At 64.2% G+C, this 22,797-nt stretch carries 15 protein-coding genes and 1 tRNA gene; 12 read left to right on the forward strand and 4 right to left on the reverse strand.

Annotated elements, in window-relative coordinates; translation table 11 throughout:
- The first annotated feature begins 269 nt into the window (after positions 1-269).
- Positions 270-671, forward strand: a complete 402-nt coding sequence (locus JAO73_RS14935; RefSeq protein WP_198977886.1) for a hypothetical protein — start codon at positions 270-272, stop codon at positions 669-671.
- 132 nt (positions 672-803) lie between these two features.
- On the opposite strand, the gene JAO73_RS14940 is transcribed toward JAO73_RS14935, so the two are convergent.
- On the reverse strand, positions 804-1,673 hold the full coding sequence (locus JAO73_RS14940; protein ID WP_198977887.1) for a diacylglycerol/lipid kinase family protein: 870 nt from the start codon (positions 1,671-1,673) through the stop codon (positions 804-806).
- A gap of 138 nt (positions 1,674-1,811) precedes the next feature.
- Complete coding sequence (gap, locus tag JAO73_RS14945) at positions 1,812-2,819, reverse strand: type I glyceraldehyde-3-phosphate dehydrogenase (RefSeq protein ID WP_198977891.1); 1,008 nt, start codon at positions 2,817-2,819, stop codon at positions 1,812-1,814.
- Positions 2,820-3,134: 315 nt separating this feature from the next.
- Here gap and JAO73_RS14950 point away from each other — a divergent pair.
- Positions 3,135-3,206 (forward strand) — tRNA-Glu (locus JAO73_RS14950).
- Between the two features lie 295 nt (positions 3,207-3,501).
- Here the strand turns inward: JAO73_RS14950 and JAO73_RS14955 are convergent.
- Entirely contained in the window at positions 3,502-4,227 is a 726-nt protein-coding gene (locus tag JAO73_RS14955) for a LytR/AlgR family response regulator transcription factor (RefSeq protein WP_198977892.1), read from the reverse strand.
- Positions 4,224-5,243 carry a sensor histidine kinase gene (locus tag JAO73_RS14960; RefSeq protein WP_198977893.1) on the reverse strand — a complete coding sequence of 340 codons (1,020 nt, stop codon included), beginning with the start codon at positions 5,241-5,243 and terminating at the stop codon, positions 4,224-4,226. Before JAO73_RS14960 ends, JAO73_RS14955 begins: the two co-directional genes overlap by 4 nt.
- A gap of 298 nt (positions 5,244-5,541) precedes the next feature.
- Between JAO73_RS14960 and JAO73_RS14965 the strand changes: the two genes are divergently transcribed.
- From JAO73_RS14965 to JAO73_RS15010, 10 genes are all read left to right on the forward strand, one after another.
- Positions 5,542-7,965, forward strand: coding sequence for an outer membrane beta-barrel family protein (locus JAO73_RS14965; protein ID WP_198977895.1), 2,424 nt, complete (start codon positions 5,542-5,544; stop codon positions 7,963-7,965).
- Positions 7,966-8,063: 98 nt separating this feature from the next.
- A complete protein-coding gene (locus JAO73_RS14970) occupies positions 8,064-8,972 on the forward strand; it encodes an ABC transporter ATP-binding protein (protein WP_198977896.1) in 909 nt (302 codons plus the stop codon).
- Positions 8,969-12,574, forward strand: a complete 3,606-nt coding sequence (locus JAO73_RS14975) for an ABC transporter permease/M1 family aminopeptidase (RefSeq protein ID WP_198977898.1) — start codon at positions 8,969-8,971, stop codon at positions 12,572-12,574. The genes JAO73_RS14970 and JAO73_RS14975 overlap by 4 nt, the downstream gene beginning before the upstream one ends.
- A 200-nt stretch (positions 12,575-12,774) precedes the next feature.
- Positions 12,775-15,231 (forward strand): outer membrane beta-barrel protein, encoded by a 2,457-nt coding sequence (locus tag JAO73_RS14980; protein WP_198977899.1) that lies wholly within the window; start codon positions 12,775-12,777, stop codon positions 15,229-15,231.
- Positions 15,232-15,343: 112 nt separating this feature from the next.
- Complete coding sequence (locus JAO73_RS14985) at positions 15,344-16,189, forward strand: DUF3667 domain-containing protein (RefSeq protein ID WP_198977900.1); 846 nt, start codon at positions 15,344-15,346, stop codon at positions 16,187-16,189.
- 1,437 nt (positions 16,190-17,626) lie between these two features.
- Positions 17,627-17,998, forward strand: a complete 372-nt coding sequence (locus JAO73_RS14990; protein WP_198977901.1) for a nuclear transport factor 2 family protein — start codon at positions 17,627-17,629, stop codon at positions 17,996-17,998.
- A gap of 57 nt (positions 17,999-18,055) precedes the next feature.
- Positions 18,056-19,528, forward strand: a complete 1,473-nt coding sequence (locus JAO73_RS14995; protein WP_198977902.1) for an aminotransferase-like domain-containing protein — start codon at positions 18,056-18,058, stop codon at positions 19,526-19,528.
- 64 nt (positions 19,529-19,592) lie between these two features.
- On the forward strand, positions 19,593-20,159 hold the full coding sequence (locus JAO73_RS15000; protein WP_198977903.1) for a DinB family protein: 567 nt from the start codon (positions 19,593-19,595) through the stop codon (positions 20,157-20,159).
- Positions 20,156-21,718, forward strand: coding sequence for an amino acid permease (locus tag JAO73_RS15005; RefSeq protein WP_198977904.1), 1,563 nt, complete (start codon positions 20,156-20,158; stop codon positions 21,716-21,718). Before JAO73_RS15000 ends, JAO73_RS15005 begins: the two co-directional genes overlap by 4 nt.
- 62 nt (positions 21,719-21,780) lie before the next feature.
- Positions 21,781-22,794, forward strand: coding sequence for an EamA family transporter (locus tag JAO73_RS15010; RefSeq protein ID WP_198977907.1), 1,014 nt, complete (start codon positions 21,781-21,783; stop codon positions 22,792-22,794).
- Positions 22,795-22,797 lie beyond the last annotated feature (3 nt).

Below are 22,797 nucleotides of genomic sequence, written 5' to 3' on the forward strand. Positions count from 1 at the left end.
GTACTTGTTTAGGTATAAATAACCAACTGCAATTTTAAACAAGGTACCGCCAGCAGGTGCAGGCATATTCTTCCCACTAGGTTTCAGGCAACAGTGGCCATCAAAACGGGCACGAGAGGAGTTTACGAAACCCATCGCCTTTAGGCATGTGGTAAACGTTGATTCGTAGACGAGTTCTGTAAACTCGCGGGGTGCAGCAGTGGCTTGTGAGACACCTGTTATGGGCTTGCTGCTAGGGGTTAAGGGAAAGAAGCCTTTCTTTGCTTAATATGAAGCTGACCTACACCCTGGACCAGATGATTGCGCTGCAATGGGGCACGGGCTACTTCGACTTGCATAATGACTATGAATTGGTGAGTGCCCTGCGCGACAACGCCCGGTGTTACCTCCACTTCGTCAAACGAACGGCCAAGTGGGTCAAGGCGCCCAACCCCTCCCACTTGGCCCTTGTGTTTGAGCAAGTAGAGTATTTTCAGCAAAGTGAAGGGCTCCAACTGCCCAACAGCATCCAAGAAATCGGCTTCAAAGAACCGAGCGACCTCGATGTAGACTGGTTTATGGAGCGAGCCGATGCGGAAACGGACCACATCTTGTTTCGGCTGGAGGATGACCATTTTATCCGCATCGGAGCAGAAGCTTCGTTTCTGTTGACCAGTAGCTCTGCTACTTGACAGTTACTGGTGCAGTTTAGCGAAACGGTTGTAAAAACAGTCGCAAACGACCGGCTTAGGGATTTAATCAAACGGTGCACGCAGCCTTGGTGCAGCCCTGACACACCAAGCTCCCCTCGCGCCAATAGTAAGTTACACCGCCACGGCCAGGGCCAATGGCATCATTTCAACGTTGAATTCGCTGGCGTGGCCCATGTAGTCGCCATCCACATGAAAGCCGATGGGAGCTTCCGCGCGCACCGTGCCTTCCGTCACCCGAAAATATTCGGCGGCTTTGGTTTGGGGCAGGTTGCCGAGGGCCATGGCCAAGCTCACGCGGAAGGCCCGGCCCACGGGCAGGGCGTCAATCAGGCACACGTCGAGCAGGCCGTCGCGCAGGTCGGCGCGCGGGGCGATGTAGGCGTTGTTGCCGTACTGCGAAGCGTTGGCGAAGGCCAGCACGTAGCAGTCGGTGGCCCGCTCTTCGCCGTTGAGTAGCACGCGCACCGGGGTGGGCTGGTAGCGGCGGTATTCGCTCAGGGTCACGCGCAGGTAGGTGGCCAGCCCGCGCGAGCCGGCTTGGGCAAAGTGCTGGCTCACGTGCGCATCAAACCCCAGCCCCGCCGTGCAAAAAAACGGGTGGCCGTTCATCACGCCCACGTCCATGCGGCTGAAAGTGGGCGCGGCCAGCCGGCGCAGGGCGGCCGGCAGCGCCAGCGGCACTTTCAGGTGGCGGGCCAGGCCGTTGCCGGAGCCCTGCGGCACGATGCCCATGGCCGCATCGGTGCCCAGCAGGCCGCGGCCCACCTCGTTCACGGTACCATCGCCGCCCACGGCCACCACCACTTCGTAGCCCTCACCGGCGGCGGCCCGGGCTATTTCCACCGCGTGGCCCGCGTATTCGGTCAGCCTGATTTCGTAATCAGCTTCGCGCGCCCCGAAATACCGGTCGATGAGGGCCGGCATGTCGAGGCGGCGGCTGGGGCCGGCCATGGGATTCAGGATGAAGCAAGTTTTGGGCATTGCGCACGCCAGGAGCAGGCCCGGCGGATAAGTGAGAAAAGAGCGTTGAAACCAACGGCCGAAATAATCACACAAAAAACGCCGCCCGCCTCGCCACGGGTGGCAAAGCAGGCGGCGTCTTATGTACGCACTTAGCGCTTAACCGTTCATCCGCTCGCCGAGCTTCTGGATGAGGTCGGCGGTGCGGGTGGAGTAGCCGAACTCGTTGTCGTACCAGCCAATGACCTTGGCCAGCGTGCCGTTGGCCGACGTCAGCTCCGAATCGAAGATGCAGCTGTGGGGGTTGCCCACGATGTCGATGCTCACCAGCGGGTCGGTGGCGTACTCGATGATGCCTTTCAGGGGGCCTTCAGCCGCAGCTTTCAGGGCGTTGTTGATTTCCTCCTTGGTCACTTCCTTTTTCAGGATGACGGTCAGGTCGGTCATCGAGCCATCGGGCACGGGCACGCGCATGGCCAGGCCGTCGAGTTTGCCTTTCAGCTTGGGCAGCACCAGGCCCACGGCTTTGGCGGCGCCGGTGCTGGTGGGGATGATGCTGTAGGCAGCGGCGCGGGCGCGGCGCAGGTCCTTGTGGGGGGCGTCCTGCAGGTTTTGGTCCGAGGTATAGGCGTGCACCGTGGTGATGTAGCCCTTCTCAATGCCGAAAGCGTCGTCCAGCACCTTGGCCATGGGGGCCAGGCAGTTGGTGGTGCAGCTGGCGTTGCTCAGGATGGTTTCGGAGCCGGTGAGGATGTCCTCGTTCACGCCCAGCACCACCGTGGGGATGTTGCCGGTGGCGGGGGCCGAAATCACCACTTTCTTGGCGCCGGCGGTGAGGTGCTGGCCGGCGCCGGCCTCGTCCACGAAGCGGCCGGTCGATTCCAATACCACGTCAACGCCCATCGTGCCCCAGGGCAGGAGCTTGGGGTCACGCTCGGCAAGGGCGGCAATTTTCACGCCGTTCACGGTGAGGCTTTCCTCGTCGTAGCTCACGGTGCCGTCGAAGCGGCCGTGCACGGAGTCATACTTCAGCAAGTGGGCCAACGTTTTGTTGTCGGTCAGGTCGTTGATGGCAACGATTTCCACGTTGTCGCGGCCCAGCAGCGACTTGAAAGTGAGGCGGCCGATGCGACCGAAGCCGTTGATGGCGACTTTAATTTTAGCCATGGTGAAACAGGAAGGTGGTAAGTGACAGCCGCCACATCGGCGACTGGTTAAAAAGCGGGGCGAAGATAGTAGAATGGCGCGGGTTGATGCCGCATTCCACGATACGATGCGGCGCGGCGTCGATTTCTCCACGCGATACCGTAACAGGCAGGTGCCGCCTGGAGTTGCCGGCCGTGGCTACACTACCAACGTGGCCACGCATAATTTTTTTTAGCCTGTAAAACAGGCCATTTCCGTTGGCAAGCCATTTTTTTTAGCGCTGATACTTGCATCAAAAGCCGCGCGCCGTACCTTTGCATCATCAAAACGAACAACGGTCCGTTCGTCTAGGGGTTAGGACAGTAGATTTTCATTCTACCAACAGGGGTTCGATTCCCCTACGGACTACAAACGATGCCCTTCCTGCTAGCAGGAAGGGCATTTTGGTTTTCCGGGTAAACCGTGACGGGGACCCTCGGCGCCAAATGGTGCGCTTTGACGGCACAAGCAAGCTGGCTATTGTCGGGTCAGCTGCCCAGTACGCAGATGTAATCCTCTATTTGCCCACTCCTCCCCTCTTCGGCCTCAGTCCGAGGAAGCAATTGGACTGGGTGGCGCTCGGATTTCTTCTCCGGAGCATTTTTCACTTTTCCTCTGCCGCCAATTTATTGCAGTTGATTGGCAGCCTGCGTTTATTTTTTTGCTAATCGGTCTGTAGGAAGTTGCGGTCGATGAACTCCTTAAATGCCTTGCGGTAGGAGTCGCTGATGGGCAGAAACCGCTCGCCGACCTGCACCTTTTCCTTGTGAATGGACTGGATGCCTTCCAGGCTCACGATAAAGGACTGGTGAATGCGCACGAACTGCTCGGCGGGCAGTTGCTGCTCCAGCACCTTAAGGCGCTGCAGGCTCACGATTTTCTGGTCCCGGGTGTGGATGGCCACGTAGTCGCGCAGGCCTTCCACGTACAGAATATCGGTCCAGCGCACTTTCACTAGCTTCACGCCGTCTTTCACGAACAAGAACGGCGAGCTGCCGCCTCGCCCCGCGGGCGGTTCCGGCTCGGGCGAAAGCTGGGCGCGGGCCCGCACTTTCTCCGCGGCCCGCAGGAAGCGTTCCAGGGTGAAAGGCTTGAGCAGGTAGTCGACCGTGTCAAAATCGTAGCTTTCCAGGGCATATCGGGAATAGGCCGTGGTGAGGACGACCAGGGGCTTGCGGGGCAGCAAGCGCAGCAACTCCAGGCCAGTGAGGTCGGGCATCTGCACGTCTAGAAACAGCACGTCGATGGGCGTGGCGCGCAGCACTTCCATGGCTTCCAGAGCGCTGGCGCAGGTGGCCTGCACCTGCAGGTAAGGCACTTTTTTGGTGAACTCCACCAGCAGCTCGCGGGCCAGGGGTTCGTCGTCAAGAATCAGGCAGGCGAGTTTCATGACAAGGCCAAACGCAGGTGAATCCGGTACTCCTCCGGCGATTCTTCAATGTGCAGCGAGTGGCGGTCGGGGTAGCTCAGGGCCAGGCGGCGGCGCACGTTTTGCAGGCCTGCGCCGGAGTATTTTTTGGGCGGCGCCAGCGAGAGCGGCCGGCTGTTGGCCACGGTATAATGGCAGTTACAGCCCTGCAGCTCCACCTGCACCCGGACCCAGCCATTGCCGTGGGTAGCCAGGCCGTGCTTGAACGCGTTTTCCAGAAAGCTCACCAAAATGAGCGGTGCGATTTGCTGCGCGCCGATGGGCCCGGCCACTTCGAAGGCAATGGCGCTGGCGTTGTTGAGGCGCAGCTGTTCGAGGCTGATGTAGTTTTCCAGGTATTCCAGTTCCTCGCGCAGGGCCACTTCGGGGTGGTTGGAGTCGTAAATCATGTAGCGCATCATCTGGCCCAGCTTGGCGATGCCTTCCGGCGTGTTCGGCGACTGCATGTAGGCCAGGTACTGGAGGTTGTTGAGGGTATTGAACAGGAAATGCGGGTTGATTTGGGCCTTGAGCAATTGCAGCTCGGCCGTGAGCTGGGCATTTTCCAGGGCTTTGGCCTTGGCTTCCAACTCGAACCAGCCCACGGCAAACCGCAGCATGCTGATGAAGGCCGCAATGAACAGCATGCTGACGCCCAGCCCCAGCACATAAAGCGCCGAGTACAGGTAGTTGGCGGGCACATTGGCCGGGGCGAAATGCCAGAGCACGTAGACCCGCAGCGCCAGGGCCGGCACAAAAGCCGCCGCAAACTCCAGCAGGTAGCGGCCGGTGCGCTGGTGGCGCAGCCAGCGCGGCAGCAGCCAGAAGTAGTTGACATACACCAGCGGCAAGTACAGCCCGATGGACAGCAGCGTGTAGCCCACCGAGGCCAGCCAGCTGTACTCGGCCCGAAACTGGTAGACGTACCACGAGAAATACAGCCCCCAAAACGAGACGTGCAGCAGCACGACCCGGTGGCGCCGAAGAAAGTCAAGCATAAGCAGCGGGGTGGCGAAAAGCTACTTAAAGGTACCGGCTGGGCGCAATGCTTTTGCGCAACCAACCCAATTACTCGACACGTGGGCGGATATATTCGGCAGGTTGCGCCGGCGCAGAATGGTGTCTGAAAAGGCCGGGTGTCGAATATATCTGCCCACGTGTCGAACGCCGCGCCGGGGCGCCGGACGGGGGGTTTCTTTTGAGATGGCTGGCAAGTCGAGCAACCCCAATACCTATCTGGTGAGGTGCTGAGGCTGTCGTTTTACCCCAATGGCGTACCCTCTCAAGTTTATTCTTATGAAAGCGCTGCTTTCGCTGCTGGTGCTGCTGTGGGGCAGCGGGCACCTGTGCCAGGCCCAACCCGCCGGCTCTTTCACTGGGCTGGTCGCAGACGAAAAATCCCAGGCCGTGCCCTTTGCGAATGCGGTGCTGGTGCGCGCGGCGGACTCGGTTTTTGTGGCGGGCGGCGTGGCCAACGGCGCGGGGCACTTTGCGCTGCCCGCGCCAGCCCCGGGGGCGTACCGGCTGCGCATCTCGGCGCTGGGCTACCGCCGCTGGCAGTCCGGGCCCCTCGCGGTGACGGCGCCCGGCCAAGGCCAGGATTTTGGCACCATTCAACTAGTTTCCGAAGCCAGAGCGCTGAAAGAAGTGGTGGTGCAGGGCCTGAAGCCGACCATCGTGCAATACGCCGACCGGCTGGTGGTGAACGTAGAAGGCAAGGCTCTGGCGGCCGGCAACACGGCTTACGACGTGCTGGCCCGGGCCCCGGGCGTGTTCATCGACCCCGAAGGCGCCATCCAGCTCAACGGCAAGGCGGGGGCGCAGGTAATGCTTGATGGCAAGCTCACCTATCTCTCGGCCAAGGAGCTGCAAAGCCTGCTGCAGTCGATGGCGGCCGACAACATCAAAACCCTGGAGCTGATTACCAACCCCTCGGCCAAGTACGACGCCGCCGGCACCGGCGGCCTCATCAACATCACGCTGAAGAAAAACACCGCCCGCGGCCTCAACGGCAGCGTGAACGCGGGCGCGCAGTACAACGGGCTGGCGGGCTACACCACGGGCGGCACGCTGAACTACAAGCGCGGGGCCTGGAATTCCTTCGGCAACCTGGATTTCTCCCGCCGGCCCACCTTGCGGACGCTGGCTTTTACGCGGGTGTTTTCGGATGTGAGTCAGGGGCTGCTGTTCGACCAGACCGGGCGGGAAGAAGGCTTCCGCAACTCGCCCGCGCTGCGCCTGGGCACCGACTGGACCGTGCGCCCCGGCCATACGCTAGGCGGCATGCTCTACGTGCTGCGGGCCGACCAGGCGCGCGACCTGAGCACCGCCACCAGCCTGCGCTCCGACCAAGCGGCCACCAACCAGTTCATCGACGCCCTCACCCGTACCACCTCCGAGCTGCGCAGCCACACCGCCAACCTGCACTACCTCGGCCAGCTCGACACGGCGGGCACCACGCTGGCCCTCGACCTGAATTACGTCAACCTCAGCAGCACGGTCGGCAATGCGTTTACCAACCACATTCGACGGGAAACCGGCGCCGTGCGCGACCAGCTGCTCACCAGCGACAACCCGGTGAACTACGACATCTACGCCGCCAAGCTGGACGTGGAGCGGCCCCTGGCGCGGGACACCAAGCTGGAAGCCGGCGCCAAAATCAGCCAGGTGGTGTCGGACAACGACCTGCGGTTTTTCAACGTGGTGGCCGAAAAGTCGCTGCCCGACCTGGGCCGCACCAACCATTTTGTCTACCAGGAAAACATCTACGCGGCCTACGCCAACCTGTCGCGCACGCTCTCGAAGCGCTGGAGCGTGGAGGCCGGCCTGCGCGCCGAGCAAACCCACAGCCGGGGCACCTCCCGCACGCTGGGCCAGACGAGTGAACGGCGCTACCTAAATCTGTTTCCGAGCGTGTTTGTGCAGCAAACCGTGTCGCCCCAGTACCAGGTCAGCTACCAGTACAGCCGCCGCATCGACCGGCCCCGCTACGAGGAGCTGAATCCCTTCGTGATATTCCTGGACCCTTATTCGGTGGTGAAGGGCAACCCTGGCCTGCGGCCGCAATACACCACCTCGCTGCAAGTGGTCCAGACCTGGAAATCGCTCTACAACCTGACGGTGGGCTACGCCCACACCCGCGACTACATGGCCCAGATTCCGCTGCAGGACACCCGCGACACACTCACCGTGTTTCAGCAGCAGAACCTGAGCCGGTATGAAAACTTCAACGCCACGCTCTCGGCGCCGTGGCGGCTGATGGCCAAGTGGCAGACCACCAACGTGCTGACCGGCACCTACGAGCGGGTGAGCACCGAACTCAACGGCCAGGGCGTGCGCAACAGCCGCCTGAGCCTCTTCGCCCAAACCACCCACACCGTGCAGCTGCCTGCCAAGCTGCGCCTGGAAGTGAACGGCAGCTATGTGGGCCCGGGCATCTACGGCGTGTACCGGGTGCAGGGCATCGCGTGGGTGGATACGGGCCTGAAACGCACCTTCGCCAAAGACCAGCTGGAAGCCAGTCTGAGCGTGACGGACGTGTTTCGCTCCCGCCAAATCGGAGGCGTTTACCGCCAAAACAGCAGCCTCAACGAGTTTGCCCAGTACCGCGGCGAGCAAGCCGTGCGCCTGAGTTTACGCTACAAGTTTGCCCGGGGCGAGAAGTTCGACAGCAAGCGCCGCGCCAGCGACTTGGACGAAGTAAACCGGGCCGGCCGGTAAGGAGCCACTCAAGGCGCTGCTTTTTCGCAGGCTCTTCAATTCCTGCCGGCAGCCTTCGCAAAAACCGCTTTAAGGTTCATCCATTTCCCATTAAACCGGTGGAACTACACATTCGCAATGTTTCTAAACGCTACGCCAACGGCGTGCAGGCGCTGCAGGACGTGACGCTGACCATTCCGGCGGGCATGTACGGCCTGCTCGGGCCGAACGGAGCCGGCAAATCCACGCTCATGCGCACGCTGGCCACGCTGCAGGAGCCCGATGCCGGGCAGATACGGCTGGGCGACCTCGACGTGCTCGGCCAGCCCGATGCCGTGCGCCAAACCCTGGGCTACCTGCCCCAGGAATTTGGCGTGTACCCCAAAGCCCGGGCGGAGGACCTGCTCGATTATTTTGCCGTCCTCAAAGGCCTCACCAACCGGCGCACGCGCCAGCCCGTGGTGGAAGGCCTGCTGCGGCAAACCAACCTGTGGGACGTGCGCCGGCAACGGCTGGGGGGCTTCTCGGGCGGCATGCGCCAGCGCTTCGGCGTGGCCGTGGCGCTGCTGGGCAACCCCCGGCTGCTGATTGTGGACGAGCCCACGGCGGGCCTCGACCCCGCCGAACGGGTGCGCTTCCTGAACCTGCTCAGCGAGCTGGGCGAAAACAGCGTGGTCATCCTTTCCACCCACCTCGTGGAAGACGTCGCGGAGCTGTGCCCCCGCATGGCCATCATCAACCAAGGCCGCATCCTGCTCGAAGCCGAGCCGCTCCGGGCCATCGAAAAGCTAAACGGGAAAGTATGGCGCAGCGTGGTGGACAAGCCGGCCCTGCCCGCGCTGGAGCAAGCCCACGCCATTATTTCCACCAAGCTGCTGGGGGGCCGCACCGTGGTGCGGGTGTTCAGCGAAACGGCACCGGGAGCCGGCTTCGAAGCCGTGCCGCCCGACCTGGAAGACGTCTACTTCACCACCATGGCCGGGCACTACGGACAAACTCCAACTCAGGAAGGAAGGGTGGAACTATGAGGAAGCTGTGGGAGGTCTGTCGATTTGAATTCGTTTACCAGGCGGGCCGGGTCTCGACCTGGTTCTATTTCCTGCTCCTGCTGGGGCTAAGCTTCCTGCTGGCCCGGCAGGTGTTCGTGAATGAAGCGCAGGTGGGCGGCTACTTTCTCAACGCGCCGTTTGCGGTGGCGCAAGTCACGCTTGTGGCGTCCATGTTGGGGCTGCTGCCGCTGGCGGCGTTTGCGGGCGGCGCGGCGGCCCGCGACGTGGAAACCCGAATGCACCCAATTCTCTACACCGCGCCCATTGGCAAGGGCGCCTACCTCGGCGGGCGGCTCCTTGCCGCCTTCGCCCTCAGCGCCCTGCTGATGAGCACCATTCCGGCGGGCCTGCTCGCCGCGGCGTTCCTGCCGGGCGCGCACGGCGACCTCATCGGCCCGATGCGGCCGGCCGCGTACCTAAGCGCGTATTTCCTGCTCGCGCTGCCGAACGCGTTTATCGCCATGGCCTTCATGTTTTCGGCGGCAGCTTTCAGCCGGCGCGGCGTGGTGAGCTACCTGGGGGGCGTTTTCGTCTTCTTTGCCGCGGTCGTTAGCTGGCAGTTCGTGGCCGTGAGCCAAGGAAACTGGGCCCTCGGCAAGCTGACGGACCCGCTGGGGCTTACGGGGCTGGGCGAACTGTCGGAGCTCTGGTCGGCCAGCGAAAAAAACACGCTCCAAGTCGGGCTACAGCCGGCGATGCTCGCCAACCGCCTGCTGTGGCTGGGGGTGGCGCTGGGCGTTTTGGCGCTCACCTATTTCCGATTCCGGCTCGCGCACCTCGCCGAGGGCAGCCAGCGGGGCCGCGCTGCCCAAAGCCCAAAAGGGCCGGCCGCCTTGCCTGCCGGAATCCAAACCGCAAGGATTCCCCAACTCACCGTTCCGCCGGTCCAGCCGGCGTTCGGCCCTGGGGCCCGGGTGGTGCAGGCATTCACCATGGCGAAGGAATCGTTTCAACTCATCGTGACGGGCTGGGGCAGCATTGGGGCGGCCATCCTGGCGGCCTTCGTGTTCCTGACCGGCCCCCTGTGGTTCTCGGAATACTACGATGTGCCTGAGCTTCCGGCCACCGGCAAGGGCGTCAACATCCTGGAAAATACCGGCGACCACGGCCTGTGGCTGGTCATTCCGCTGCTCATCGTCTACTACGCCGGCGAGCTCGTGTGGCGGGAGCGCGAAGCCGGACTGGGCGGGATTGCCGGGGCGGCCCCTGTGCCGGTGTGGGTTTCCTTCGCCGGCAAGTTTACGGGGCTGGGCCTGGCGCTTATCGCCGTGCAGGCGCTGCTCATTGCCACCGCCATGCTTGTGCAGGTGCGCTTGGGGTACTACCACTTTGAGCTGGGACTGTACGCCCAAATCCTTTTGGGGCTCCGGCTCACCGATTACCTCCTGTTTGCCGTGCTCGCCTTCACGGTACACGTGGTGGTTGACCAAAAATACGTGGCCCACCTGCTCGCAATACTGGCGTACGTGGCCGTGGCCTTTGGTTCGCAGCTCGGCCTGGAGCCGGGCCTGCTGGCTTACGGCTCGGACCCGGGGTGGTCGTATTCGGATATGCGCGGGCTCGAACCGTACCTCGGGCCGTGGCTGCTGTTCAAGGGCTACTGGGCGGCGTGGGCTTTGCTGCTGGCGGTGCTGACGCAGCTGTTCTGGGCCCGGGGCGGTGAGCGGGGCTTGGGGCCGCGGCTCCGCGGGGCGCGCCGCCGCCTTAGCCGCCGCATCGCCGCAATCCTTGCTGCGTCCGTGGCGCTCATTATCACCGGTGGCGGCCTGCTCTTTTACAACCTAAATGTGCCGGGCACTAAGCCAGCCACCTCCGACACAGAAGCGTGGCGAGCCGACTACGAGCGGAAATACGGCCGGTACGCCGGCATCCCGCAGCCCCGCATAATCAGCGCCAACCTCCGCGTCGAAATTTACCCCAAGCGGCGGGCCGTAGAGGCGCGCGGTACCTGCCGCTTGGTCAATAACACCCGCTCAGCCATCGATTCGGTGCACGTGGCCACCGCCCCGGGCGTGGAAACGCGTTCGGTGGGCTTCGACGTGCCGGCGCGCCCCGCGATGGCAGACGACGCGCTGGGCCATCACATCTACGCGCTGAAAAAGCCGCTGCTGCCGGGCGACTCCCTGCAACTCACCTTCGACGTGCGCTTTGCGCCCCAGGGCTTTGCCCCGAATCAGCTGGACGCGTCGGTGGTGCCGAACGGCACGTACGTTGACGGTTGGTGGCTGCCCAGCGTGGGCTATCAGCGAAGCCGCGAGTTTCGGGACGCCCGGCAGCGGCGAAGCCACGGGCTGGCCCCGCGCCCAGCAGTAACGCCCCTGGACGACCCCATGGCGCTTCGGGACGTGGCGGGGCAAGAGCAGATTATGCTTGACGCCGTGGTGGGCACCGACGTGGGGCAAACCGCCGTGGCGCCCGGCACGCTGCGCCAGACGTGGGCGCGGGGCGGGCGGCGCTACTTTCACTACGGCACCGACGCGCCCATTAAAAACAGCGTCGCCTTCTTCTCCGCCGCCTACGCCGTGCGCCAAGGCAAGTGGAAGGACACGGAAATACAAATCCTGCACCACCCCGGCCACCGCCTGAACGTGGAGCGGATGCTACGCGCGGCGCAGGCGGCGCTCGGCTACCTTTCCCGCCAGTTTGGCTCCTACCCGCACCGCCAGCTGCGGCTCGTGGAAGTGCCCGGCGACAGCAAAACCCTGTTCGCCCACCCAACCAACATTTCTTACGAGGAGGGATTTGCCCTGCTCGACCCCGATAAAGACCCGCGAGGCGTGGATTTGCCGTCGGCGACGGTGGCGCACGAGGTGGCGCACCACTGGTGGGGGCACCAGCTCGCGCCGGCCCAGGTGGGAGGCGCGGCGCTGCTCACCGAGAGCCTGGCCTGGTACTCGGCCCTGGAAGTGGTGGAAGCCGCGCAAGGGCCGGCGAAGCTGCGCCAACTACTGGGCATGGTGCGCGAAGATTTTCTGGGCGGGCGGGCGCGGGCCGCTGAGCCGCTGCTGCGGGCAACCGACCGCGTGCAATACTACCGCAAGGGCCCGCTGGCCCTGTTCGCGCTGCGGGAGTACGCGGGCAAAGACCAGGTGCACACGGCCCTGCGCCGGTTGCTCGAAAAACAAGCATTGGGAAGAACCCCGCTGCCGACCCCGCTCGACCTCTACCGGGAACTGCGGGCAGCCACCCCGGATTCGCTGCACTACCTGCTGCACGATTTATTCGCCGCCAATACCTTTTGGGAACTGGAAACGAAGAATGTCACCACCCGAAAAACCGCAGCCGGGACCTGGCAGGTGACGCTGGACGTGCAGGCGCGCAAGGTGGTAATCGAGGCCAACGGCCTTGAAACGGAAGTCCCCATGAACGACTGGGTGCAGCTTGGTCTGTTTGCCTCCGCCAAGGAGGAAAACGAGTCGGCGGGCTTGCTCTACCTGCGGCAGCACCGCATTCGCTCCGGCAGGCAGCAGCTTACCGTGACGGTGCCACGCAAACCCGCGCGGGCGGGCATTGACCCCAATCACCTGCTATTCGACGGGGGTATGGATAACAACATCGCTGCTGTACAAGCCGAACAATGAGGACGAGTGTACGCCAAGTGCCAGCCGGAAGCCCGCGTGAGCGTGACGCCCGTGTTGCGCGCCCGCCAAACCGGGGCTGAGTACCGCCAAAACCACGGCTTCAACGGCCTTGCCCAAGGCAGCGGCGAGCCGGCCACGAGTCTTTCGAAATCTTACCGCACTGAAATACCACCTTTTCTGCATCCTTTAACCTTATTTCCATGACAACGCCCTCCTTTTTTCTGCACCTGTTTCTTGCCCCGCTGCGCGGCAGGCTGGCCCTCCTCTTGCTGCTGGCGGCCCCGTGGGCCCGGGCCCAAACGCCCGCGGGGGTGCGCGGCGCGGTGCAAACGCCGGCCGGCGTGCCCATTGAGTACGCCACGGTGACCCTGCACCGGGCCGCGGATTCGACCGTGGTCAAGACCGAGTTTAGCGACGACAAGGGTACGTTTCAGTTTGAGGCGGCGCCGGCGGGGCGCTACGTGGTGTCGGCGGCGCAGGTGGGGTTTGAGCGGCGCTGGTCGCGGCCGTTCGACGCCGGCCGGGCCCCGGTAGAGCTGCCGGTGCTGCAACTGGCCATCAGCGCGGCCACGCAGCTGCAGGAAGTGAAGGTGGTGGGCAAGCTGCCGCTGTATGAGCGGGAAGCCGACCGCACCATCGTGAACGTGGAGGGCTCGACGCTGGCGGCCGGCAACACCAGCCTCGACGTGCTGCGCCGCGCCCCGGGCGTGACCGTGGACGCCAACGACAACCTGGCCCTGCGCGGCAAGCAGGGCCTGCTGGTGCTCATCGACGGCAAGCGCCAGCCCATGAGCGGCGCCGAGCTGGCCGACTACTTGCGCGCCCTGCCCGCCGAACAGCTCAAAAACATCGAGCTCATCACCAACCCGCCGGCCAAGTACGACGCGCAGGGCGGGGCCGGCATCATCGCCATCAACCTCAAAAAGGACCAGCGCCAGGGCACCAACGGCACCGTGAACGGCAGCTACGGCTATAGCCCTTACAACAAATACGCCGGCGGCCTGAGCCTGAATCATCGCCATCAAAAGGTCAACCTGTTCGGCGCCTATAACTACGGCGACCGCACCGGGGTGACGGACCTGGTGATTCACCGCAACTTCTACCGGGCCAGTGGCGAAAATTCCCAACTGATGGCGCAATCGGACCAGGACAACCACCTGCCCAACAACGTGCGGGTGCAGGGCTGGAAGGCCGGGGCCGACTACGCCCTCTCGAAGCGCACGACCGTGGGCGTGACGGGCAACAGCGCCAGCAACCGGGCCGTGGTGAACGGCCTCAACGCGGCCGTGGTGCGAAGCTTGGCCCAGGGCACCGCGGAAGCCTACTACTCCACCAATTACTCGAACCGCTACCTGACCAAGACCAACGCCAACCTGAACCTGCGCCACGTGTTCGACGACTCGGTGGGCACGCGCGAGCTCACCGCCGACCTGGACTATGGCTACTTCACCGCCGACCGCGACAACCTGCTGCAAACCTACACCTTGCAGGAAGTGCCGCTGGACCAGAACAGCAGCGTGCAAACCGGCGACATCAACTTATGGTCGGCCAACGTGGATTACGCCCAGCCCCTGGGCCCGCAGGCCCGCCTGGAAGCCGGCGCGAAAATGAGCCGGGTGACCACCGACAACGACCTGCGCTTTTACACGAACCAGCAATTCGACCTCGGCCGCTCCAACCGGTTTCAATACGAGGAAACCATCCGCGCCGGCTACCTCACCCTCACCCGCAAGCGGCCGGGCCTGACGCTCACGGCGGGCCTGCGCGCCGAGCACACCACCACCGTGGGCCGGCAGGAGCGCGAAGTGGAATTTCAGAATTTTACCCGGCACTACCTGAATTTGTTTCCCAGCGCGGCCCTCAAACGCGCCTTCTCGGAGCGGCACGAAACGAGCTTTTCGCTGAGCCGGCGCATCGACCGGCCCACGTATTCGCAGCTGAACCCCTTCCGCGCCATCACCGACCGGACCACCTTTGCCAGCGGCAACCCCGCGCTGCGGCCCCAAACCAGCTACACCGCCGACCTGACCCACACCTTCCGGCAGAAGTACAGCCTGGGCCTGAGCTACAGCCTCACCAGCCAGCCCATCGTCAGCGTGTTCGAGCTCGAAACCGACAGCACGGTGCTTTCCACCGTGCGCAACCTCAGCCAGCAGCACTACTTCGGCCTCACCCTCACGGCCCCCGTGCAGTTGGCCAAGTGGTGGACGGCCTACTCCAACGCGGTGCTGTACTACAACCGGTTCAGCGGCGAGCTGGGCAGCACTAGCCTCAACCGCGGCGGCCTCACGCTGCAGCTGACGACCAACCACTCCCTGACGTTCGGCAGGGGCTGGAGCGCGGAACTGAATGGCCGCTACGAGTCGCGCCAAGTGTACGGCTTCCTGGTGCAGCAGCCCCTGGGCGAACTCGCGGCCGGGGTGCAAAAAGCCCTGTGGGACGGCAAAGGCACCCTCAAGCTGAGCGGGGCCGACCTGCTCTACACGCAGACCGCCCGCGTGACGTCCACCTACGGCAATTATGTAGAAAACTACCGGCAGCGCCGCGACTCGCGGCAGGTCACGCTTTCCTTTTCCTACCGCTTCGGCAACAGCAAGGTCGCTCCCGCGCGCCGCCGCGCGGACGGCGCCGAAGATGAAAAGCGCCGCGCGGGCTAAGCGTGCATCGTTGAGCGCCCCCTGCGACAGCATGCCTTCACTTAAAACCAGGGACTGCTGACGCCAGGACCTGGTTTTAAGTGAAGGCAACCATGAAGCGCATCTCTCCTCGATGACCCATACCCCTACCTGCAAAAACTGCCACGCCGCGCTCCACGGCCCCTACTGCCACCGTTGCGGGCAGAAGAAAATTCGGCCGGAAGACCGGAAGCTCCGCCACCTCGCCCACGAGTTCTTTCATCACCTCACCCACCTGGACGGCAAGTTCGTAGCGGCGCTGCGCAACCTGCTGACCCGGCCCGGCCTGCAGGCCCAAGACGCCATTGCCGGCATCACCGTGCGGCATTTTAGCCTCAGTTCGCTTTTCCTCATCGCCACGCTGCTGTACTTTCTGTTCCCCAACCAGCACAGCATCCGCAGCAACATGGTCACCTCCTACCGGCAAGAGGTGCAGGGCGGCGGCGTGGGCGCCTTCAAACGCCGCCTGGCCGAAGCCAAGATGCGCCGACAGCGGCTACCCGAAGCACAGGTAGCCGCCGGCTTCGACCAGCGCAAGCAAGCCTACGGCAAGCTGCTGGCCTTTCTGCTCATTCCGCTCACCGTGCCGGTGCTGTGGGCGGTGAACGCCGGCACCCGGCGCTTCCACGGCAGCCACCGGCTCACGGCCTACGACCTGGGGGTGGCCGCTCTGGAAATCAACTCGCTTGTCCTCATTGGCTTTTTTCTTCTCGGTAGCCTGCTGGCCAGCGCCGCCGAGCTGGCCTTTGCCAACGCGTATGTGGTCACGGCGGTGGTCGGGGCCAGCTTGCTGGTCCTGCTGTGCTTGCTTTATCGCTTCTTCCGAACGGTGTTTTGCCTAAATAGCTGGCCGGGCCTGTTGGCGTTGACCCTGTTTTTGATAGGCTACACCGGGGCCTTAATTGCGTACGGAATGCTCACGTTTGCCATCTTGATTTGATTCCTGGGTTTTCCCTGTGATGCAAGCTGGCTTGGGGACGCCTGCGGGGCTGCGCCCGCAGCACAACGCGGGCCGACGGAGTGGTGCGTCCTCTGCAAACAGAAAAGTCCCGGCTCGGTGGCCAGGGCTTTTATTGATGCTTCTGGGGTTTCCTCAGCTGGGCCAGCAGCGGGTGACCGGATTTGCGAGGGCAAGGAGCGTCACGGCGAGAGAATTCGCAAATGAAGAAATTGCGTGGGCCATTGCCCAGTCGTCGGCAACACAAAAGCCCGCCTCAATGAGAGCAGCAGTTAAGCCGGTTCATTGGCGGATGATGGCTTCCAACGCCGGGGCTTGCCGAGAAAAATAGGCCTTGCTGCTGAGTCCAGCGGCTACCTGAGGCGTGATATCGGGCACCGACAGCTCCAAGTACAGGGGTGCCCACTCGGGGTAGGCCCGTGGGAGCAGGCCGGGTGCAGCCGCTTCAGTCGGGAGGCGCGCCGGGGCATCGAAGTGGTGGTACCTGCCAGCCATCATTACACTCACATCGTCAACCGCGTCGTGGTCATTCGGGAGTTACTGGCCACAGTCAGACATAATTAAATACAGCGCAAGCAAGTGAGGTAGCGGGGACCCGCCAGGGGCCCTACTGATTCATTTAGGCCATCCAGGTTACTTGTGGGTAGTCATTATGCTTCTCTTCTTAGCACACGAAAGCCGTATAGTAGTTGCCAGCAGCTTTTGCTAGATGCCTTTGGACACTAGTTTCCAGCCCCCTACGGACTATAAACGATGCCCTTCCTGCGAGCAGGAAGGGCATTTTCGTTTTCCGGGGTACCCTCAGGCTCGACTTAGCTGATGAAGCAAGGCATCGCACGACCACAGAAAAGGTCCTCCGCAGCACGCGATGGGCCTTTTGCTTTTCCGGATGCCCCGTAAGGGAACCCAAGGTTTTTGGGTTGCTCCAATTGGGGTTGGTTAAAATTGCCCGGTCCGCCGGACTAAGATTGTCGTTTCACAACCATGAATCTGAGCAATTCTGGCGTGAAGCGCGCCCCTTAAAGACAGATACAATCGGTTTATGTGAAGCAAGTTTATGTGCTTCTGTGTAGCAGCTCTTCGGCCCTACTCCAGGCTCACCTCAATGCTTGGGCGCGAAACGCCATTACCGTCAAGTTACATTAGGCATGCCGCGCACCTAGGTTACGCAGGCCACCAGAACGAAGGGCACCAACCATCCCCTTGGCATCGACTAAACATGCACGGCAATGGCCTCTTGCTCGGCCAAAAGCACACTGTCGAGGCGGGCGCCGGGCCTATTGGGGCATCCGGATGGTGGCGCAGGGGCCAACTGTGCTGGTGCAATAAGTCGAAAACTGCCTCTGTTTTGGCGGTACAGCGCCCCGGACTTTTGTCGGGTTCCGGCGCCGCCCGTGCCACTGCCATTCTGCTTTTCCCATGAACCCCGAACAAGCCACCGCCTTTGCCCACGACTGGGTCGACAGCTGGAATGCCCACGACTTAGACCGCATCATGGCCCACTACGCCGACGAGCTGGACTTCCGCTCGCCGCTGATTCAGCAGCTGGGTGCGGACGCCAGCGGCACTCTTCACACTAAAGCCGCCCTGCGCGCCTACTTTGCCACGGGCCTGGCCCGCTACCCCGACCTGCGCTTTGACTTGCAGCAGGTGCTGCCCGGCGTGCAGTCGGTGGTGCTCTGCTACCGCAGCATCAACGACTGGCCGGCCGCCGAATACATGGAGCTAAACGCCCAGGGCCGGGTGCAGCGGGTGCGGGCGCACTACGCGGCGCCGGCGGCCGGCGCCTGACTCGCGGTGCATCCCCGACCGGATTCTCCTGTTCATTATCAACACCTTTGACTTACCATGAACCCTACGCTGCCCGGCGCTGCCCCGCTGCACAAGTACCAAGTGGTGGCCCACCACCTGACGGCCCAGATTCGGGGCGGCGTGCTGCGCGCGGGCGACAAGTTGCCCTCGGTGCGGGTACTGAGCCGGGAGCAGGGGCTGAGCGTGAGCACCATTTTGCAGGCCTACTACGCGCTGGAGGCGGGCGGGCTGGTGGAAGTCCGGGCTCAGTCGGGCTACTACGTGCGGGCGGCGGGCCGGGCCGCCCCCGCCCAGCCCACGCCCACGCAGCCCGCCGCACACCCGCCGGCGCCCGCAGCCTTCAGCGAAGCCGAGGACCTGATTGCCGAATACTCGGCCCAGATGCACCGGCCGGATTTGCTGCCGCTTTCGCTATCGGGTCCCGACCCTTCGGTGCTGCCCGTGGCCCGGCTGGCCGAGGCCATGCGGCGGGCCCAGCAGCAGCTGCCGCAGGCCGGCACCCGCTATGAGCCCGTGCAGGGCAACCTGCTGCTGCGCCAGCAGATTGCCCGCTATAGCCTGCTCTGGGGCGGGCAGCTCACGGAGCACGAGCTGCTAACTACAGAGGGCTGCATGGCGGCCATGTCGCTGTGCCTGCTGGCCCTGACCAAGCCCGGCGACACGCTGGCCGTGGAAAGCCCCACCTACCTGGGCGTGCTGCAGCTGGCCCGCGCCCTGGGCCGGCAGGTGCTGGAGCTGCCCACCCACCCCGAAACCGGCGTGGAGCTCGACGCGCTGGCCGAGCACCTGGCGGCGGGCCGCGTGCAGGTGTGCCTGCTGACGCCCAATTTCCTCAACCCCATGGGCAGCTGCATGCCCGAAGCCCACAAGCGCCGGCTGGTGCAGCTGCTCGAGCGCTATCAGGTGCCGCTCATCGAGGACGACCTCTACGGGGACCTGCACTTCGGAGCTCAGCGGCCCAAGCCCTGCAAGGCCTTCGACACCACCGGCCTCGTGCTCTGGTGCGGCTCGGTGAGCAAGACGCTGGCCCCCGGCTACCGGGTGGGCTGGGTGGCGCCCGGCCGCTACCTGGAGCAAATCAAGCGGCTGAAGCTCTACCAGCAGGTGGCCTCGCCGGGGCTCACGCAGCAGGCCATTGGCTATTTGCTGGCCACCGGCCGCTACGAGCTGCACCTGCAGCGGCTGCGGCGCTTTTTGCTCGACAACTACCGGCGCTACGCCCGGGTCCTGGAGCAGCACTTTCCGGGTGCTAAGGTCAGCCGGCCGCAGGGCGGCTTTCTGCTATGGGTGGAGCTGCCGGCCCAGGTCAGCGCCACGGCGCTGTTTCGGCGGGCGGCGCAGGCGGGCATCAGCCTGGCGCCGGGCCGCATGTTTACCCTGCACGAGCAATACCACAACTGCTTCCGGCTCAGCTACGGGCTGCCGTTCAGCGAGGAGGTAGAAGCCGGCCTTATTCGCCTGGCCGGGCTCGTGCGCGAGGCCATCGCGCTGGCCCAGCCCCCAACCTAGCGCGGCGGGCATTCCCCTTCCGCATTCAAAACCCGGCCTTGCGGCCCCTTGCCAATCCCCCCGCATGAAACAACTCAAATGGTTTGAGCGCGAATTTTCTCAATTGGCCGACCCGCGCCTGCTGCCCTCGCTGCTGGAGCGGCTGGCGGGCACCCCGGCCCGACTGGAAGAAAAGCTGGCCGCGATGCCGCCCGAATGGCTGACGGCGCGCGTGGACGGCACCTGGACCATCCAGGAAAACGCGGGCCACCTCGGGGACCTGGAGCCCCTGTGGCTGGGCCGGCTGGAAGACATCGCAGCCGGTAAGGCCGAGCTGCGCCCAACCGATTTGACCAACGAGGCCACGACCCGGGCGAATCACAACGCCACGGCCCTGCCCGCGCTGCTGGGCAGTTTCCGGCAGCAGCGCATGCGCACGGTGCAGCGCCTGCAGGCGCTAGACGAGGCCGTGCTCAGCCGGTCGGGGCTGCACCCGCGCATGCGCACGCCGATGCGGCCGACGGACCTGTTTTTGTTCGTGGCCGAGCACGACGACCACCACCTGGCCCGCATCAGCGAGCTGGCCCGGCAGCTGGGCGGCTCTCACTCCGTTGGCATTGCCTCACCCCTTACTCCTGCCTCGCATTCATGAAAAACATCTTCGCCACCAAACCCCTGGCCGTGCTGCTGGGCGAGGCCAACGCCTCCGGGCACGGCGCGCTGAAGCGCACGCTGGGCGCGGGCAACCTCATTGCCCTGGGCGTGGGGGCCATCATCGGCTCCGGCCTGTTTATCCGCACGGCCAATGCTGTTTCGCAGGCCTCGGGCCCGGGCGTGACGCTGGCCTTCGTGCTGGCGGCGCTGGGCTGCGTGTTCGCGGGGTTATGCTACGCCGAGTTCGCGGCCATGATTCCCATTGCTGGGTCGGCCTACACCTACGCTTACACCACCATGGGCGAGTTCGTGGCCTGGGTGATTGGCTGGGCCCTGATTATGGAATACGCGCTGGGCGCGGCCACCGTCAGCATCGGCTGGAGTGAATACCTGAACAAGCTCTTGCAGGCGTTTGGCATTCAGATGCCTTACGCCTGGTGCCACTCCCCACTGGAAAGCGCCGTGCTGGGCGGCGTCACGCAGCACGGGCTTATCAACCTGCCGGCGGTGCTGGTGGTGGTGGCCCTGAGCTTGCTGCTGGTGAAGGGCACGCAGGAATCGGCGGTGTTCAACTCCGTCATGGTCGTCGTCAAGGTGGCGGTGGTACTGCTCTTTATCGGGGTCGGCTGGCAATTCATCACCCCCGCCAACCACACGCCTTACCTCATTCCCGAAAACGCGGCGCCGGTGCGCAATGCAGCCGGCGCGGTGGTGCGCGAGTATTCGGCCTGGAACAAGCATGGCCTGGGCGGCATCTTGGGCGGGGCGGCCATTGTGTTCTTCGCCTTCATTGGATTTGATGCCGTGAGCACGGCCGCCCAAGAAGCCAAAAACCCCAAGCGCGACATGCCGCTGAGCATTTTGGGGTCGCTGGCCATCTGCACGGTGCTCTACATCCTGTTTGGGCACGTGCTCACGGGCGTGGCCAACTGGCGCGAGTTTGCCGACCCCTCGCTGGGGGCCGAGGCGAGCGTGGCCTACGCCATCCGGGCGCACATGCCCGGCTACGGCTGGCTGGCCACGGCCGTGACGCTGGCCATTCTGCTGGGCTTCTCGTCGGTGGTGCTGGTGATGCTCATGGGCCAGAGTCGCGTGTTTTTCTCCATGGCCAAGGACGGCCTCATGCCGCCGGCCTTTGCCGAACTGCACCCGCGCTACCGCACGCCCTACAAGTCCAACCTCATGCTAATGGTGTTCGTGGGCTTGTTTGCGGCCTTCGTGCCCGGCTCGCTGGCGGGCGATTTGACCTCCTTCGGCACGCTACTGGCCTTCGTGCTGGTGAGCATCGGCGTGTGGCTCATGCGCCGCTCCCACCCCGAGCAGCCGCGGCCGTTCCGGGCCCCGCTTTCGTCGCCGGGCTTTCCGCTGGTGCCCGCGCTGGGGGCCGTACTCTGCACCCTGCTCATTGTGGCCCTCGATGCCTTTACGCTGCAAGTGGCCGTGGTGTGGATGCTGCTCGGCTTCGGGGTTTACTTTCTGTATGGCCGCAAGCATTCCAAGCTGCAGCAGGGCATTGTGGTGGTGCCCACGGAACTGGCCGAGCCGGCCAACGGCTAGCCTCTCATCGGCTTAGAAATGTGCATTTCATTCAATCAGCGGCTGCTGCTGCTCGTCTCCCCATGCCCGCGACTGCCAATTCTCCCGTTCACCGCAGCCCACCCGCGCCCGCTCAGGCCAAGCGCGGCGCCGTAGCGCTGGCTTTTGCGGCCATTTATGTGATTTGGGGGTCGACGTACTTCGCGGCGCTGGTGGCCCTGGAAACGCTGCCGCCCTACCTGCTGATGGCCGCCCGCTTGCTGCTGGCCGGCACGCTATTGGCGGGCCTGAGCCAACTGCGGGGTCAGCCGGCCTTGAGGCGGGCCGGCTGGCCCCGCAACGCGGCCTGCGGCGTGCTGATTCTGGGACTGGGCAGCGGTTCCACGGTATGGGCCGAGCAGGTGCTGCCCAGCAGCCTGGCCGCCATTCTGGCCACCACGGTGCCGCTGTGGCTGGCCGTCCTCGACTGGCCGCGGTGGGCGCAGTACCGACACGAGAAGCTGCGGTTGCTGGGCCTGCTGCTGGGCGGCTTGGGCGTGGTGGGCCTGTTTGGCGAGCAGCTGTTGGCCTCGGCCGCGCGGTTGCCCGGCCCCGGGTATTGGCTGGCGGTCGGGGCCATTGGGGCGGGGAGCTTGTGCACCGCGGCCGGGGCGCTGCTGAACCGCTACTGGGCCGCGCCGGGCCCGCCCCTGCCCAACGCGGCGCAGCAGCTCTTGGCGGCGGGGTTGTTTTGCGGACTGGTGGGCACTGCGGCGGGCGAGTGGGCGCAGGTGGCGCCGGCCCAGGTCAGTGGCCGGAGTTTGTGGGCGGTGGGCTACTTGGTGGTATTCGGCTCGGGCGTGGCCTACCTGGCTTACCTGTGGCTGCTGCAGGTGCGGCCACCGGCCGTGGTGGGCACCTACGCCTACGTCAATCCCGTGGTGGCCGTGCTGCTGGGGGCAGGCCTGGCCCACGAGGCCATCAGCCGCCAGCAGGTGCTGGCCCTGGGGGTGATACTGGGCGGCGTGTGGCTCATCAACCGTCCGGCTCTTGTCCCACCGCTGCCGTCCAGCCAAGCGCAGCAGCCAAAAAAGCAGCCCGCCAAGCTTTTGGCTTAACGC

The sequence above is a fragment of the Hymenobacter miniatus genome, assembly GCF_016427455.1.
Classification (GTDB): domain Bacteria; phylum Bacteroidota; class Bacteroidia; order Cytophagales; family Hymenobacteraceae; genus Hymenobacter; species Hymenobacter armeniacus.

Coding starts and splice junctions, on each gene's coding strand:
- gap (WP_198977891.1), bottom strand. CDS start 2,819: ATGGCTAAAATTAAAGTCGCCATCAACGGCTTCGGTCGCATCGGCCGC.
- JAO73_RS15010 (WP_198977907.1), top strand. CDS start 21,781: ATGCCCGCGACTGCCAATTCTCCCGTTCACCGCAGCCCACCCGCGCCC.
- JAO73_RS14985 (WP_198977900.1), top strand. CDS start 15,344: ATGACCCATACCCCTACCTGCAAAAACTGCCACGCCGCGCTCCACGGC.
- JAO73_RS14955 (WP_198977892.1), bottom strand. CDS start 4,227: ATGAAACTCGCCTGCCTGATTCTTGACGACGAACCCCTGGCCCGCGAG.
- JAO73_RS14990 (WP_198977901.1), top strand. CDS start 17,627: ATGAACCCCGAACAAGCCACCGCCTTTGCCCACGACTGGGTCGACAGC.
- JAO73_RS14980 (WP_198977899.1), top strand. CDS start 12,775: ATGACAACGCCCTCCTTTTTTCTGCACCTGTTTCTTGCCCCGCTGCGC.
- JAO73_RS15000 (WP_198977903.1), top strand. CDS start 19,593: ATGAAACAACTCAAATGGTTTGAGCGCGAATTTTCTCAATTGGCCGAC.
- JAO73_RS14965 (WP_198977895.1), top strand. CDS start 5,542: ATGAAAGCGCTGCTTTCGCTGCTGGTGCTGCTGTGGGGCAGCGGGCAC.
- JAO73_RS14975 (WP_198977898.1), top strand. CDS start 8,969: ATGAGGAAGCTGTGGGAGGTCTGTCGATTTGAATTCGTTTACCAGGCG.
- JAO73_RS14935 (WP_198977886.1), top strand. CDS start 270: ATGAAGCTGACCTACACCCTGGACCAGATGATTGCGCTGCAATGGGGC.
- JAO73_RS14995 (WP_198977902.1), top strand. CDS start 18,056: ATGAACCCTACGCTGCCCGGCGCTGCCCCGCTGCACAAGTACCAAGTG.
- JAO73_RS14940 (WP_198977887.1), bottom strand. CDS start 1,673: ATGCCCAAAACTTGCTTCATCCTGAATCCCATGGCCGGCCCCAGCCGC.
- JAO73_RS15005 (WP_198977904.1), top strand. CDS start 20,156: ATGAAAAACATCTTCGCCACCAAACCCCTGGCCGTGCTGCTGGGCGAG.
- JAO73_RS14960 (WP_198977893.1), bottom strand. CDS start 5,243: ATGCTTGACTTTCTTCGGCGCCACCGGGTCGTGCTGCTGCACGTCTCG.